The following is a 13,499-nucleotide window of genomic DNA, read 5'->3' on the forward strand; positions in this document are numbered from 1 at the left end:
GATTTCCACGCGCTCGATGGGCTTCGACATAGACGCACGCCTAGGCTTACGCCCAGGCCCTCACGGTTGCGCCGCCTGTCCGGTCGAATTAGGGGCCGCTCCAGCCGACAAGGTCGAGCATCGGGCTGGGCTGGAACAGCGTGGTGTGCACAGCAGAGAGGAAGCGGCCCGTCGGACTGCTCGCTGCGCAGTTCTCCGCGTAGCAGGAGAGCGCCTCGAGCGGCGGGACGATCCCGCGCAGCGACGCGATAATCCATAGCGCCTCGCCCGCGCCGGCCAACTTCGCAGGCAGCAGGCGCGCGTCGAAGGGGGGCATCATGCTGGCCCGCGCCGGCCCGCAGGGAATAAGCCCTGCGTCGCAGGCCGCGTTCACCTCGGCGGCCATTTGTCCGTAGAAGGCGCGCGCATTGCGCGCGGTGCGGTGCAAGCCGGCCGCGCCGGCCGCCTCGCGCAGCGCCCACATGAACCAAGCGGCGCGCGTCGCGCCGTCGCAGGGTGATATCTGGTAGACTTCACAGCCTTGCGCGATGAATCCCGCGTGCATAGGCGAGGCAAATGCCTCGGCGAGGCGCGCGGCCGCCGGGCTCGCCTCGAAGGCGAGGGCGAGCGTCTCGGGCGTGGCGACGACGTGGCGCGCCACCGGCGCGGGCGGCGTGATTCGCGTGAGTGCGGCATAGGCCGAGACGAATTCGCGCTGCTTGAACTCCACGACGTCCGCCACGCCGTAGCGGACGAGGTTGGCAAGCTGGAACAGACCCACACCGCCCACGGCAACTACGCCCGCCACGCCCGCGCTGGCCAGCGTACGTCGCCAGCGCGGGCGGCGCTCCGCATCCCGCGCGTCGTGCAGGAGGGCCAGCAGCAGCGCGCCAACCAGTGCGGGGAGAATCCACAGGCCTTCCTCACGCGTAAGCCAGAAGCCTGCCAGAGCGGCGCCGAGCCTCGCTGCGCTGGCCAGCGCGGGCCTCCATGGGCCGTGGCGCGTGCGCACCGCCCAGATGGCGAGGCCGAGCACGAGGAGTGTGAGCGGCGTATAGAGCCCCTCGCGGATCACCCGCATCTGCTGCGCCTCGAAAGCCATTGGGTTGGCGAGTACCAGGATGAACAGGAACAGGGCGGCCCATTCGCTGCCCAGCCAAGGGCGCAGCGCGCGCGCCAGCGTCCAGCTTGCCGCCGCGTGGACTGCGGCCTGGGAGGCGAGGATGGGCATACCCACCAGCGCGGAGACGGCTATGAAAAGCGGGTAGAAGGGGCCCTTGGCCAGTGTCATATGTGTGTAGCCGCCAAGCCACTGGCCGTTCAGGATCTCCATGCCGAGGCGGACGAACAGCGCATCATCGTGCGAGGCTGGCGGCAGTGCGGCCAGCGGCATGCGGGCGGCGAACCAGACATGTGCTGCGGCCAGCAGCAGATAGGCTGGCCACCACGAAGAGCGCGCAGACAGCGTCACCGCCAACATCTTTCACACCTGCAAAATGCAAAGTATCGGCCTGGCTTCTCACAAACTAACCAAAAAAATTCAGGAGGGCGGATCGGCGGGGCCTGCGCTACCCCTCTGACCTGACGGATGTCGAATGGGCGCTAGTGGCGCCGCTGATCCGGCCAGCGAAGCACGGCGGCAGGCCGCGCAGGGTAGATGTGCGTGAGGTGCTGAACGCAGTGTTCTACGTGCTCTCCACCGGCTGACCCACCCGCGCGCTACCGCTGCAGCGCCCTCTCGTGCACCCAGCCGAACGGCTCGGTCTCGCCCACGTTGAACCAGCCGCCCGGCGCCTCGCCGAAGACCCGCAGCGCCGAGCCGCGCGGCATCGACCGCACGACCGGCGCCGCCAGATCGGGCGCCGCCCGGATGTTGGCGCGGGCCGCGGCGCTGGTGGTGACCGTCGGCGATCCGTCAGGCGACGACGCCGCGGGCGCGGCCGGCGCCGCCTGCCCGGGGCGTCCGGCAGGCCCCTGCGTCCGCGGGCGAGTCGCCTCCGAACCCGTCCACCGATGCACCTCGGCCCAGAAATCCGTACTCTCGTACTGCAGCGGCGGAAACGGGCCGCGGTCGCGCCCGGCCGCGCCGCCCTGCCCCAGGGCGGATCCGGCCCAGGCCATGAGCAGGCAGCAGGCGGCGGCGGAGGAGAGAGGAACGGGCGCGCGGGTCATCGTCCATGCAGCAAGCCCGATCCGGCCCGGCATGCCAAGCGGCGGCGCGCCCGCCCCCGTCGATCCTGCCCGGACAACGCGCGCGGCCAGGGCCGGGCGGGCGGATGCATCGCCCCGGACCGCACCCGTCCGCACGCCGCGGCGCGCCTGCACATTTCCGCGCGACGCCGCGCGCCCGGGTTGCCTCCGCTCGTCGCCGCACGTACCAGGGTCGGATGCGAACCGCTCTCATGATCCCCGCGCTCGCCGCCCTTTTCGTGGTGCCTGCCCTCGCCCAGGAATGGCCGAGGCGCCTTGGCGAGTTCGGGGCCTGGACGGCGGCGGTGCATCGCGACCGCGGGCAGACGATGTGCTTCGCCTTCACGCGGGCGCGGCGCATGACCCATCCGCGCAGCGACGTCGTCCTCAGCGTCACGCACCGCGCCCAGGGCCGTGACCAGGTGGCGATCGCGTCGGGCTACACCTATCCGCGCAACGCCCCCGTCACGGTCGAGGTCGGGCGCACACGGCTTCCCTTCTTCACCGAGAGGACCGCGGCCTATGCCCGCGATGGGCGCAGGGCGGTCGCCGCGTTCCGCGGCGGGGCCGAGGCGGTTTCGCGCGGCCCCCGCGCGGCCGGGCGCCAGGGCACCGTGACCGACGCCTTCAGCCTGCAGGGCTTCGGCGCGGCCTATGCGGCGATCAGCCGGGAGTGCCCGGCAGGACGCAGGGGTCGCCAGGCCGGCCGGTAGGATCACCCACCCGCCAACCGGCGACCGGCACCGCGGCATCCCTCCGCCGGGGGCCGGGCCGCGACCGGCCCCGCGGCGGCCGCTCATCCGGGCTGATCCGCCCGCCTCCGCCCGCGCAGCAGCAGGTGCAGCAGGATCGCGCCGAAGGTGGCGGTGCCGATGCCGCCGAGCGCGAAGTCGCCGAAGCGCAGGGTGAAGTCGCCCGTGCCCAGCACCATCGCGATCGCCACCGTCATCAGGTTCGCCGGGTCGGAGAAATCCACCCGGTTGTCCACCCAGATCCGCGCCCCGGCGATGGTGATCAGTCCGAAGACGACGATCGACACGCCCCCCATCACCGCCAGCGGGATGGCCTGGATCAGCGCCCCGAACTTCGGCGAGAAGCCCAGCACCACCGCCACCAGCGCCGCCACCACGAAGACCGCGGTCGAATAGACCCGGGTCGCCGCCATGACGCCGATATTCTCGGCATAGGTGGTGACGCCCGTGCCGCCGGAGGCCCCGGCCAGCATCGTCGCCACGCCGTCGCCCACGAAGGCGCGGCCCATGTGCGGGTCCATGTCCCGCCCGGTCATCGCCGCCACCGCCTTCAGGTGGCCGAGGTTCTCGGCGACCAGGACGATCGCGACCGGGGCGATGAGCAGGATCGCCTGGCCCGAGAAGACCGGCGCGGCGAAGCCCGGCATCCCGAACCACGGCGCCGCCGCCACCGGCCCGAAGTCCATCGGCGTGCCGAGCCCGAGGCCATTGGTCAGCACGGCATAGATCAGGCTCGCCAGGATCAGGCCGACCAGGATCAGCAGCCGCTGCACCATGCCGCGCGTCTTCACCGCCACCAGCGCCAGCACCACGAAGGTCATCGCCTGCATCCAGGCATCGAAGCCCGTCGGCGCCATGTTCTTCACGGGAATGGAGGCGAGGTTCAGGCCGATGACGGCGACCACCGCGCCGGTCACCGCGGGCGGCATCAGCCGCTCGATCCATCCCGTGCCGGCGGCCATGACCACCACCCCGATCAGCGCGTAGAGCGCGCCGCAGGCGATGATGCCGCCAAGCGCGAGCCCGATGTTCGGATTCGCGCCCCCGCCCGAGAAGCCCGTCGCCGCCAGCACCACGGCGATGAAGGCAAAGGAGGAACCGAGGTAGCTCGGCACCTTGCCGCGCGTGATGACGAAGAAGAGCAGCGTGCCGATGCCGCTCATCAGGATGGCGATGTTGGCGTCGAAGCCCATCAGCCGCGGCGCGAGCACGGTGGCGCCGAACATGGCGACCACGTGTTGCAGCCCCATGGCGAAGGTCTGCGGCCAGGGCAGGCGTTCATCCGGCGCGATGGCAGCCGAATCCGTCAGTTCGCGTTCAGTCCAGTGCAGCATGCAGGGTCCCCCTCGTCGCGCCGTGATTGCACGCGGGACCGGCAAGGGCGCAAGAGGCAGGCCGGGTGGAGCGACCGCTCACGACGCGCGGCGCGACGCGTTCCGTGCGATGGGAACGCCCGCCGGCGGATCGCGGCGTCGCGGGCGGGCTGGCATGTCCGTTCTCCCCGGCCGCGGGCCGCGCGAGGGCAGGTCGCATGCGGCTGGAATCAGCCGCGTGTGTGAAGATGCTCGCCCAAGCATGGCGAGAGCGGTTTCCCCCGATGTGGAAACCGCTCCAGGTGATCGGGGCTGAAGGGAGAACCGTCCATCATGTCCGTCCTCGCTTGCAGTCGCCGGGCACGCGCGTGGTGCGGCAGGGTTGCCGGGCCGGGGGTGCTCCTGCTTGTCCTGGCGGTGCTGGCCTCCGTCGCCGCCCGCGCCGCGAACCTGACGCTGGAGGACGGCGCCGGCCGCATCACCGTCGAGACGGCGGCGCTCCTCGCGCGCCCGGACGTGACGGAGATCGAGATCCCGGCCGATGTCGGCTACGGCGGCACGCCGCGCCGCTACCGCGCCGTGCCGCTTGCCGCCGTCGTCGCCCTTCTGCCCGGCGCACCGCCCGCCGGCGGCGTCATCGAGGCCCAGGCCACCGACGGCTTCGCGGCCCAGATGCCGCTGGACCTCGTGCTGCGCGCGGCATCCGGCGGCGCCCGCGCCTGGCTCGCCATCGAGCCGCAGGATGCGCCCTGGCCGCCGCTGCCCGGCAAGCAGGCCAGCGCGGGGCCCTTCTACGTCGTCTGGGAACACCCCGAGGCGGCGCGCATCTCGCCCGAATACTGGCCCTACCAACTCGCGGCGCTGCGCATCGTCGAGCCGCCGGCGGTACGCTGGCCGCAGATCGCGGTGGAGGCCTCGCTGCCGGCCGATCACCCCGCCCGCCGGGGGCAGGAGGTCTATGGCGCGATCTGCCTCGCGTGCCACCGGATCAACGGCGGCGGGTCCGGCGAGATGGGCCCCGACCTGAACCGCCCGATGAACCCGACGGAATACTTCCAGCCCGCCGCATTGCGCCGCTTCCTGCGCGATCCCGCGAGCCTCCGCACCTGGCCCGAACAGAAGATGCCAGGCTTCGGACCCGAGCAGATCAGCGAGGCGGAACTCGACGCCCTGATCGCCTACCTGGCGCACATGGCGACGCGGCGGCCGGAGGGGGCGCGGTAATGCCCTGCCCGCTCCGTTCGCTGCATCGGCAACGAACGGGGCGGACGAGCAGGCCACTGACGATGAAAGCCGGTGGCCCGGGACCGAAGTCCCCGGGACTTCGGATTCGGGACGCGGAGCCGGTCCCGATGAGGCGCAATCACCTGACCGGGTGAAGATGCTGGCGAACGTAAGCGCCTGGACCGGTGGCCGCGCGCCGCGGCGAACGGCAACCGCTCCAGGCACGACCCTGGCGCGCGTCCCTGGCCGTGGCGCCCGGCAGTGCGACGGGGCAGTCTCCAGGCCTCACCCGGCCGGGCAGGCCGGGTCCACCGCGGAGCAGCCCCATGCCCGATGCCCCGGCGCCGATCGGCGTCGTCACCGTCTCCGACCGCGCCAGCCGCGGCATCTACGAGGACAAGGGCGGCCCCGCCATCGAGGCGGCGCTGGCGCGCATCCTCGCCTCCCCCTGGCGGGCCGTGCGCCGCGTGGTGCCGGACGAGCGCCCGGTGATCGAGGCCGCGCTGCGCGAACTGGCCGATGCGGAGGGCTGCGCGCTGATCGTGACCACCGGCGGCACCGGCCCGGCGCCGCGCGACGTGACGCCGGAAGCGACCGAGGCCGTCTGCGAGCGCATGTTGCCGGGCTTCGGGGAACTGATGCGCGCCGTCTCGCTGCGCGCGGTGCCGACCGCCATCCTGTCGCGCCAGACGGCAGGCACGCGGGGGCGCAGCCTGATCGTGAACCTGCCGGGCAAGCCCTCGGCGATCGGGGAATGCCTCGACGCGGTCTTCCCCGCCATCCCCTATTGCATCGACCTGATCGGCGGGCCGCGGCTCGAGACCGACCCCGCCGTGTGCAAGGCCTTCCGCCCCGCGGGCGCGTGACGGGGGGTGCCCGCCCGGCGGTGATGGATGTCACTTGACCCTCGGGCGCCGGAGGAAGTTCCGTAGTCGGCACAAGGACGAGCCAGCGCGAAAGGAGCCCGGCCCATGCCCGACGACGGGGCCGATACAGGCCAGCACAAGAGCACGACGGTTGCCTTCGCCCGCCTGGACGAGACCGCGCGCGACGAACTCGCGAAGGTCCTGCCGGGCTCGATCAAGAGCGAGTTGGAAAAGGGTGCCGTGCTCTGCCGCGACGACCGGACGCAGCAGATCTTCCCGACGCCCCTGCGCACGGGGGAAGCGAAGCACAGCGTCGATGTCGGGCTTCGCGAGCCCAATTGCGGCTGTCCCTCGGGCAGCACGCCGCTGGCCTACTACCACACGCATCCCTCGCCGCCCGGCGAGGTGGCCGGCAGCGATGGGCTGATGCACGTGGCCGAGGGCTTCAGCGACGAGGACCTCGACGTCTCCGACCAGTTCGGCGTGGTCGGCTATGTCGGGCAGCGCGATGGCACGATGCTCGCCTATGTGCCGAAGGTGGAAGTCGTCTCCGGCGAAGGCTATCGCGCCGTCGTCCAGCCGACGGATGCGGAGGGCCGGGCGCTGAAGATCGCGCGGGGCGAGATTAAGCGCTTCAACTGGAAGCTGCCCACCGGGCGCTGAGTCGCACCGGAAGCGCGGCGCGCGGGACCGCGGGCAGCAGCGGCCCCGCGCGCAACGCGTCAGACCGCGAGGTCGCTCGCCAGATGGAACAGGCAGTCGCCGCGCTTCGTTCGCGCGGGGATGCGCTTGCACATGACGATGCCGGCGGCCCTGAAGGCGATCTCGACCGGCGGGAGCCAGGGCGTCTCGGGCATGTGGATGCGCGCGGCGGGCGTGCCGGGCGCGACGCTGTCGCCGAGTTCGACCAACGGCTCGAAGACGCCGTTCTCCGGCGCGTAGACGTACATCTCCGGCCCGCGCACATCGAGGAAGCGCGTCGGCGCGGGCGGTTCCGCCCAGTGCTCCCGGCCGAGGATGCCGAGATGGACCAGCAGGTTGCGCAGGCCCCGCTCGGCAATGGCAAGCCCCGACGCGTTCACCGCCCCCGCGCCGCCGAGTTCCGTGCCGAGCGCGATCTTACCGCGCCTGTCCGCCCCGCTGCCGAGCGTCTGGTCCCCGCCCTGCCCCTGCGCGCCGCCCTGGATGTAGGTGTAGGGCGCGCCGAAGGCGCGCAGCGCCGCGAGCTGCTTCTGGTAGAGCGCCGGATCGGCCGACTGCTTCGCCAGCGCCGTCGGGATGTAGTTCAGCGACGACCCGCCCGAATGCAGGTCGATCACCAGGTCGGCCAGCGGGATGAGTTCGCTGTCGATGTAGTGCGCGATCTGCCGCGTGACGGTTCCGTCCGGATCGCCGGGGAAGATGCGGTTCATGTTGAGGTCGTCGATCGGCGAGACGCGCCGGCCGATCAGGGCCGCCGGGTAGTTCGCCATCGGCAGGATGATGACGCGACCCGTGATGCGCTCCGGCGTCAGCCACTTGATGAGGTTGGTCAGCGCGACCTGGCCCTCGTATTCGTCGCCATGGTTGCCGGAGGTGAAGAGTGCCGTAGGCCCTTCCCCGTTCTTCACCACGACGATCGGGATCGGCAGGAAGCCGTAGGCGGAATCGTGGGTCGAGTGGAACAGGCGGATATAGCCCGTCTGCTTCCCGTCCTTCGCGAAGTCCACTTCGGGAATGAGGCGGGACTTGCGTTGCATCGGCGACATGGCGTTCCTCAGGCTTTGGGCATCTCGGTGAGGTGGCAGGCGACGCGGTGGCCCGGCGCGGGTTCGGTCAGCGCCGGCGCGCGTTCGCGGCACACCGCCATGACGTGCGGGCAGCGGGTGTGGAAGCGGCATCCCGAGGGCGGGTTGAGCGCGGAGGGGATGTCGCCGGCGATGCGCTCCCGCATCCCGCGCGAGCGCTGTGCCGGGTGCTGCGCGGGCACCGCCGCGATCAGCGCGCGGGTATAGGGGTGCAGCGGCGCGGAGTAGATCGTCTTCTTGTCCGCGACCTCGACCACCTTGCCGAGATACATCACCGCCACGCGGTCTGAGATGTGGCGCACGACGGACAGGTCGTGGGCGATGAAGAGGTAGGTCAGCCCCATCTCCCGCTGCAGGTCCTGCAGCAGGTTCACGATCTGCGCCTGCACCGAGACGTCGAGCGCGGACACCGCCTCGTCGCAGACGATCAGGCGCGGGTGCAGGATCAGCGCGCGGGCGATGCCGATGCGCTGGCGCTGGCCGCCGGAGAATTCATGCGGGAAGCGGTCGAGCGCGCGCGCGGGCAGGCCGACCTTCTCCAGCATCTGCGTCACCTGCTTCCGCGTCTCCGCGCCCGGCCTGGCGCCATGGATGATGAGCGGTTCGCCGATGATGTCCTCGACCGACATGCGCGGGTTCAGCGCGCCGTAGGGGTCCTGGAAGATGATCTGCATGGAGCGGCGGACCGCCCGCATCTCCATCCGCCCGAGGCCGGTGATGTCCTTGCCGTCGAAGGCGATGCGGCCCGCGGTCGGCTCGATCAGCCGCAGCAGCAGCCGGCCGAGCGTCGACTTGCCGCAGCCGGATTCACCCACCAGGCCGAGCGTCTCGCCCGCCATGATGCGCAGCGAGACCTCGTCCACCGCTCGCAGGCTCACGCCCTTGCGCAGGCCGAACAGGCCGCCGCCGCCGATCTCGAAATGCTTGGCGAGGCCCGTCGCCTCGACGAGGGGCGTGGTCATGCCGGCGCCAGTTCCCGTGCGCGGAAGCAGGCGGCGGTGTGGGTGGGCTCCAGCAATTCGAGCGACGGGATGGCGGCGGTGCAGGCCGGCTGCGCGTGGACGCAGCGCGGAGCGAAGCGGCAGCCTGGCGGGCGGCGCGCCGGTTCGGGCAGCGTGCCGGGAATCGCGACCAGGCGCGGCTTGTCCTCGACCAGCGAGGGCACGCATTCCAGCAGCCCCCGCGTATACGGGTGCAGCGGGCGGTCGAAGATGCCGGCGACGGGTGCTTCCTCGATGACGCGGCCGGCATACATCACCAGCACGCGGTCGGCGGTCTCGGCGATCACGCCCATGTTGTGGGTGATGATCATGATCGCCATGCCGAATTCGTCGCGCAGGTCCATCAGCAGGTCGAGGATCTGCGCCTGGATGGTCACGTCCAGCGCCGTGGTCGGCTCGTCCGCGATCAGCAGCTTCGGATTGCAGGCGAGCGCCATGGCGATCATCACCCGCTGCCGCTGCCCGCCGGACATCTGGTGCGGATAGTCGTCCAGGCGCCGCGCAGCGGACGGGATGCCGACCTTGTCCAGCATGTCGATCGCGCGCTTGCGCAGGTCGGACTGGGACAGGCGCTCATGCGCCGCGATCGTCTCCATGACCTGGTCGCCGATGGAGAAGACCGGGTTCAGGGAGGTCATCGGCTCCTGGAAGATCATCGAGATCCCCGGGCCGCGGATGGACCGCATCTGGCGGTCGGACATGCGCGTCAGGTTCTGGCCGCCGAAGATCACCTCCCCCGCCGCGACGCGCGCCGGCGGCTGCGGCAGCAGGCCCATGACGGTCAGCGCCGTGACCGACTTGCCGGAACCGGACTCGCCGACGATGCCGAGGATCTCGCCTTCCCTGATCGAGAAGGAAACCTCCTCGATGGCGTTCACTTCGCCACTTCCGGTCATGAAGGCCGTGGTCAGGCCACGCACGTCCAGGAGGTTCACTGCTGGATCCTGAGTCGCGGGTCGAGCACGTCGCGCAGCCCGTCGCCGAGAAGGTTGAGCCCCATCACCGTGATCATCAGCGCGACGCCGGGGATGGTGATGATCCAGGGTGCCTCCCGCATGAAGTCGCGGCCCTCGGCCATGATGTTCCCCCAGGTCGGCGTGGGCGGCACCGCGCCGACGCCGAGGAAGGAGAGCGTCGCTTCCGACAGCACGGCGTAGGCGAAGAGGAACGAGAGTTGCACGATCATCGGCGCCATGGCGTTGGGCAGGATGTGGTGGCGCAGGATGCGCCAGTGCCCCGCGCCGGCGGCGACGGCGGCCTGCACGTATTCCATCTCCCGCAGCACGATGACGGAGGACCGCACGATGCGCGCCGTGCGCGGGATATAGACGATCGACAGCGCCAGGATGACGTTGAGCGTGGACGGGCCGAGCACGGAGGTCACCGCGATGGCGAGCAGGATCGCCGGGAAGGCCATCAGCGCGTCGTTCACCCGCATCAGCGCGTTGTCGAGCCGGCGGAAGTAGCCGGCCGCCGCGCCGATCAGCGTGCCGAACACCGCGTTCAGCGCCACCACCGAGGCGCCGATGATCATCGACAGCTGCGCCCCCCACACCACGCGCGACCAGAGCGAACGCCCGAAATTGTCGGTGCCGAAGACCCAGGTCTCGCTCGGCGACAGGAACTTGTTGCGCATCGACAGGCGCTGCGGATCGACGCCGGTGATCCAGGGCGCCGCGATCGCGACGCCCGCGATGATCCCGAACAGGAAGAGGCCGGTCACGAACAGCCGGTGACGGAACAGCCGCCGCAGGGTGGCGCGCGCGGGGTGTTCCCGCTTCTGCGCGATCCCCTCGGCGTCGGCGATCTCACTCATAGCGCACCCGCGGGTCGAGCACGGCGTAGAGCACGTCCACCGAGATGTTCACCAGCACGAGGAAGGTCGTCACCAGCAGCAGCCCGCCCTGCACCATCGGGTAGTCGCGGCTCAGCACCGCCTGGGTCAGCAGTTGCCCCATGCCGGGCAGGGAGAAGAGAGCCTCCGTCACCACCGCACCCGAGAGCAGCAGGGAGACGATGATGCCGACCACCGTCACGATCGGGATCATCGCGTTGGACAGCGCATGCTTCAGCACCACCTTGCCCTGCGGCAGGCCCTTGGCGCGCGCGGTGCGGATGTAGTCCTGGCGCAGCACCTCCAGCATCGAGGACCGCGTGATGCGCGCCAGCAGCCCCGCCTGCAGCATCGCGAGGGAGAAGGCCGGCATGGTCATGCTCGCCAGCCAGCCCATCGGGTCCTCCCGGAAGGCGACGTAGCCGCCCGAGGGCAGCCAGCCGAGATGCACCGCAAACAGGATGATCATCAGCAGGCCGAGGAAGAAGTTCGGCACCGAGATGCCGATCATGGCGAACATCATCGCCGCCTGGTCGGCCCAGGAATTCTGCCGCAGCGCCGCGATGATGCCGCTGACGACGCCGATCAGCAGCGTGAAGACCATGGCGTAGGCCGAAAGGCCGAGCGTCACCGGCAGCCGTTCCATGGTGGCGGCGAAGACGCCCTTGCCGAGCAACAGGGACTTGCCGAGGTCGCCCCGCGCCAAGCCCTGGTAGTAGTCGATCAGTTGCATCCAGACGGGCTGGTCGAGGCCGAGGTCGCGGCGGAGCCGCTCGATCTCCGCCGGCGTGGCGGAGACCCCGGCGATGGCCGCGGCCGGGTCGCCGGGGATCAGCCGCATCAGCCCGAAGGAGATCAGGCTGACGATGAAAAGTACCGGGATCGCACTCAGCAGGCGGCGGAAGGCGACCCCGATCATGGCGTTATCGCTGGATCCAGACGTTGGAGAAGCGCGGTATCCGGAAGGGCACGAAGCCCTGCACGTTGGACCGCACCGCCTGCACCTTGGTCAGTGACCCGAAGGGAACGGCGTAGACCCGCTCCAGCACCAAGCGCTGCATGGTCGCGAAGGCGGCCTGCCGGGCTTCCGCGGAACGCTCGTTGTTCATCGCATGCCACGCCGCCAACACTTCGGGGTCGTCACGGTCGTCACGCGGCCGGTAGGCGGCGTTCGGGCTGACCAGGAACTGCATCGTCGCCAGCGCGCCCAGGGCCGGCTGCGTGCCCCAGCCCGTGTGGTAGAAATGCCATTCGTCGCTGTTCAGCCGCTGCGACATCTGCACCGAGGTCGGCCAGTCCACCACGCGCAGGCTGGCGTTGATGCCGATCGCGCGCATCTGCTGCTGCATGACCAGCGCCGCGTTGTACATCGGCGGGTAGTCGCGGTTGGTCAGGATGGTGATGGGTTCGTTGCGGTAGCCGGATTCGCGCAGCAGCGCGCGGGCGCGCGCCTGGTCGTTGATGTTGTACGTCTCCTTGCCGGCATCCGTGTAGGCGGGCCGGCCGGGATACTGGAAGCCGACGTTCAGGCGGTAGTTGCCGTCCGTCGCCGCATCCATGATGTCTTCCATGTTGAGCGCGGCCTGCACCGCGCGCCGGAAGGCCAGATTGTTGGTCGGCGGCGTCGAGGTATTGGGCAGCGCGATCTGGATCCACCAGTTCTCGAGCGGCAGGATGGTGATGGCGCTGTTGCGCCGCAGCCCTTCCAGCGAGCGGGTCGGCACGTCCTCGACCGCCTGGAGCGCGCCGGTTTCGAGGCCGGCGACGCGCGCGCTGGCCTCGGTCACGATACGGAAGGTCACGGTATCCACGCAGGCGACGCGGTAGCCGCCGAAGCCCGTGCGCTGCTCGAAGGCGGTGTTGGGCTGGTAGCCGTCGAAGCGGCCGAGGCGCGCGTGGCTGCCGGGGGTGAACTCCAGCAACCGGAACGGCCCAGTTCCGACGGCGCGGAGCTGCTGCCGGTCGTCGTTCTCGTGCTCCGACGGGATGATGACGATGGGCACCGAGAAGGACGACAGCGCCTCGATGAAGGTCGGCTGCGCCTGCTTCATGCGGATGACGAAGGTGAGCGGGTCCGGCGTGTCCCACCCCGCCACGTTGTCGAGCGTGCTGCGCTGCAACCCGATGCGGTTGTAGCGGTTGAAGGACGCGGCAATGTCGGCCGATGTCATCGGCTTGCCGTTGTGGAAGGTGACGCCGCGCCGCAGGCGGAAGGTGTAGGTCAGGCCGTCGCCCGACTCCTCCATGGATTCCGCCAGTTCGAGGATCGGGCGGTTGTTCTCGTCCCGCGTCATCAGCGATTCGTACATGTTCATCGCGATGTTGCGGGTCGAGATGGTGCTGGACGTCATCTGGTCCAGCGAGTTCACGTTGGCTTCCTGCCCGAAGACGATGTCTCCGCCTCGGCTCGGGCAGGTGAAGGGGGCCGCGAGCAGCGGCCCCGCCGGCAGCACCATGGCTGCGACGGCAAGCGTGGACGCCAGGCTTACTCGCTTCATGGGCTTTGCCCCCCGTTGATGCGTGGCCTCAGTCGTTCTTCAAACTGTCCGCCGC

General features: G+C 70.5%; 13 protein-coding genes and 1 pseudogene. 5 read left to right on the forward strand and 9 right to left on the reverse strand.

All coding sequences use genetic code 11. The annotated features are described in order from the left end of the window. Window positions 1-88: 88 nt before the first annotated feature. Window positions 89-1,459: a hypothetical protein gene (locus GXW76_RS15825; protein WP_211863059.1), complete on the reverse strand. Its 1,371-nt coding sequence runs from the start codon at window positions 1,457-1,459 to the stop codon at window positions 89-91. Between the two features lie 83 nt (window positions 1,460-1,542). Between GXW76_RS15825 and GXW76_RS15830 the strand changes: the two are divergent. Further along, window positions 1,543-1,683: pseudogene (locus GXW76_RS15830) on the forward strand (transposase); the annotation flags it as partial. Window positions 1,684-1,698: 15 nt separating this feature from the next. Here GXW76_RS15830 and GXW76_RS15835 read toward each other — a convergent pair. Further along, window positions 1,699-2,151: an SH3 domain-containing protein gene (locus GXW76_RS15835; RefSeq protein WP_211863060.1), complete on the reverse strand. Its 453-nt coding sequence runs from the start codon at window positions 2,149-2,151 to the stop codon at window positions 1,699-1,701. 230 nt (window positions 2,152-2,381) lie between these two features. Here GXW76_RS15835 and GXW76_RS15840 point away from each other — a divergent pair, with 230 nt between their 5' ends. Then, on the forward strand, window positions 2,382-2,882 hold the full coding sequence (locus GXW76_RS15840; RefSeq protein ID WP_211863061.1) for an invasion associated locus B family protein: 501 nt from the start codon (window positions 2,382-2,384) through the stop codon (window positions 2,880-2,882). Between the two features lie 83 nt (window positions 2,883-2,965). On the opposite strand, the gene GXW76_RS15845 is transcribed toward GXW76_RS15840, so the two are convergent. After that, the gene (locus tag GXW76_RS15845; protein ID WP_211863062.1) at window positions 2,966-4,255 is read right to left on the reverse strand and encodes a solute carrier family 23 protein; all 1,290 of its coding nucleotides are present in this window, start codon (window positions 4,253-4,255) and stop codon (window positions 2,966-2,968) included. Window positions 4,256-4,630: 375 nt separating this feature from the next. Here GXW76_RS15845 and GXW76_RS15850 point away from each other — a divergent pair, with 375 nt between their 5' ends. The 3 genes from GXW76_RS15850 (at window position 4,631) to GXW76_RS15860 (ending at window position 6,987) form a co-directional block, all read left to right on the forward strand. Continuing rightward, window positions 4,631-5,458 (forward strand): c-type cytochrome, encoded by an 828-nt coding sequence (locus GXW76_RS15850; protein ID WP_338150976.1) that lies wholly within the window; start codon window positions 4,631-4,633, stop codon window positions 5,456-5,458. A 326-nt stretch (window positions 5,459-5,784) separates the two neighbouring features. Beyond that, window positions 5,785-6,324, forward strand: a complete 540-nt coding sequence (mog, locus tag GXW76_RS15855; RefSeq protein WP_211863064.1) for a molybdopterin adenylyltransferase — start codon at window positions 5,785-5,787, stop codon at window positions 6,322-6,324. Window positions 6,325-6,429: 105 nt separating this feature from the next. Beyond that, window positions 6,430-6,987 carry a DUF4329 domain-containing protein gene (locus tag GXW76_RS15860; protein ID WP_211863065.1) on the forward strand — a complete coding sequence of 186 codons (558 nt, stop codon included), beginning with the start codon at window positions 6,430-6,432 and terminating at the stop codon, window positions 6,985-6,987. A gap of 59 nt (window positions 6,988-7,046) precedes the next feature. Here GXW76_RS15860 and GXW76_RS15865 read toward each other — a convergent pair whose 3' ends face one another. From GXW76_RS15865 to GXW76_RS15890, 6 genes are read right to left on the reverse strand one after another with little or no spacing between them, the layout of a single operon-like run. Beyond that, window positions 7,047-8,063, reverse strand: a complete 1,017-nt coding sequence (locus GXW76_RS15865) for a succinylglutamate desuccinylase/aspartoacylase family protein (protein ID WP_246514416.1) — start codon at window positions 8,061-8,063, stop codon at window positions 7,047-7,049. Between the two features lie 17 nt (window positions 8,064-8,080). Next, window positions 8,081-9,073 carry an ABC transporter ATP-binding protein gene (locus tag GXW76_RS15870; RefSeq protein ID WP_211863067.1) on the reverse strand — a complete coding sequence of 331 codons (993 nt, stop codon included), beginning with the start codon at window positions 9,071-9,073 and terminating at the stop codon, window positions 8,081-8,083. Continuing rightward, complete coding sequence (locus GXW76_RS15875; RefSeq protein WP_338150977.1) at window positions 9,070-10,047, reverse strand: ABC transporter ATP-binding protein; 978 nt, start codon at window positions 10,045-10,047, stop codon at window positions 9,070-9,072. Before GXW76_RS15875 ends, GXW76_RS15870 begins: the two co-directional genes overlap by 4 nt. Then, the gene (locus GXW76_RS15880; protein WP_211863068.1) at window positions 10,044-10,928 is read right to left on the reverse strand and encodes an ABC transporter permease; all 885 of its coding nucleotides are present in this window, start codon (window positions 10,926-10,928) and stop codon (window positions 10,044-10,046) included. The genes GXW76_RS15875 and GXW76_RS15880 overlap by 4 nt, the downstream gene beginning before the upstream one ends. Further along, entirely contained in the window at window positions 10,921-11,865 is a 945-nt protein-coding gene (locus GXW76_RS15885) for an ABC transporter permease (RefSeq protein ID WP_211863069.1), read from the reverse strand. Before GXW76_RS15885 ends, GXW76_RS15880 begins: the two co-directional genes overlap by 8 nt. A gap of 4 nt (window positions 11,866-11,869) precedes the next feature. Further along, window positions 11,870-13,444: an ABC transporter substrate-binding protein gene (locus GXW76_RS15890; protein WP_211863070.1), complete on the reverse strand. Its 1,575-nt coding sequence runs from the start codon at window positions 13,442-13,444 to the stop codon at window positions 11,870-11,872. Between the last annotated feature and the right edge of the window lie 55 nt (window positions 13,445-13,499).

It is taken from the genome of Neoroseomonas soli (genome assembly GCF_018129065.1).
Classification (GTDB): domain Bacteria; phylum Pseudomonadota; class Alphaproteobacteria; order Acetobacterales; family Acetobacteraceae; genus Neoroseomonas; species Neoroseomonas soli.

What these genes read in the sequence shown, in the direction of transcription:
- GXW76_RS15825 (WP_211863059.1), bottom strand. Translation starts at nt 1,459, where the DNA reads ATGTTGGCGGTGACGCTGTCTGCGCGCTCTTCGTGGTGGCCAGCCTAT.
- GXW76_RS15835 (WP_211863060.1), bottom strand. Translation starts at nt 2,151, where the DNA reads ATGACCCGCGCGCCCGTTCCTCTCTCCTCCGCCGCCGCCTGCTGCCTG.
- GXW76_RS15840 (WP_211863061.1), top strand. Translation starts at nt 2,382, where the DNA reads ATGATCCCCGCGCTCGCCGCCCTTTTCGTGGTGCCTGCCCTCGCCCAG.
- GXW76_RS15845 (WP_211863062.1), bottom strand. Translation starts at nt 4,255, where the DNA reads ATGCTGCACTGGACTGAACGCGAACTGACGGATTCGGCTGCCATCGCG.
- mog (WP_211863064.1), top strand. Translation starts at nt 5,785, where the DNA reads ATGCCCGATGCCCCGGCGCCGATCGGCGTCGTCACCGTCTCCGACCGC.
- GXW76_RS15860 (WP_211863065.1), top strand. Translation starts at nt 6,430, where the DNA reads ATGCCCGACGACGGGGCCGATACAGGCCAGCACAAGAGCACGACGGTT.
- GXW76_RS15865 (WP_246514416.1), bottom strand. Translation starts at nt 8,063, where the DNA reads ATGCAACGCAAGTCCCGCCTCATTCCCGAAGTGGACTTCGCGAAGGAC.
- GXW76_RS15870 (WP_211863067.1), bottom strand. Translation starts at nt 9,073, where the DNA reads ATGACCACGCCCCTCGTCGAGGCGACGGGCCTCGCCAAGCATTTCGAG.
- GXW76_RS15880 (WP_211863068.1), bottom strand. Translation starts at nt 10,928, where the DNA reads ATGAGTGAGATCGCCGACGCCGAGGGGATCGCGCAGAAGCGGGAACAC.
- GXW76_RS15885 (WP_211863069.1), bottom strand. Translation starts at nt 11,865, where the DNA reads ATGATCGGGGTCGCCTTCCGCCGCCTGCTGAGTGCGATCCCGGTACTT.
- GXW76_RS15890 (WP_211863070.1), bottom strand. Translation starts at nt 13,444, where the DNA reads ATGAAGCGAGTAAGCCTGGCGTCCACGCTTGCCGTCGCAGCCATGGTG.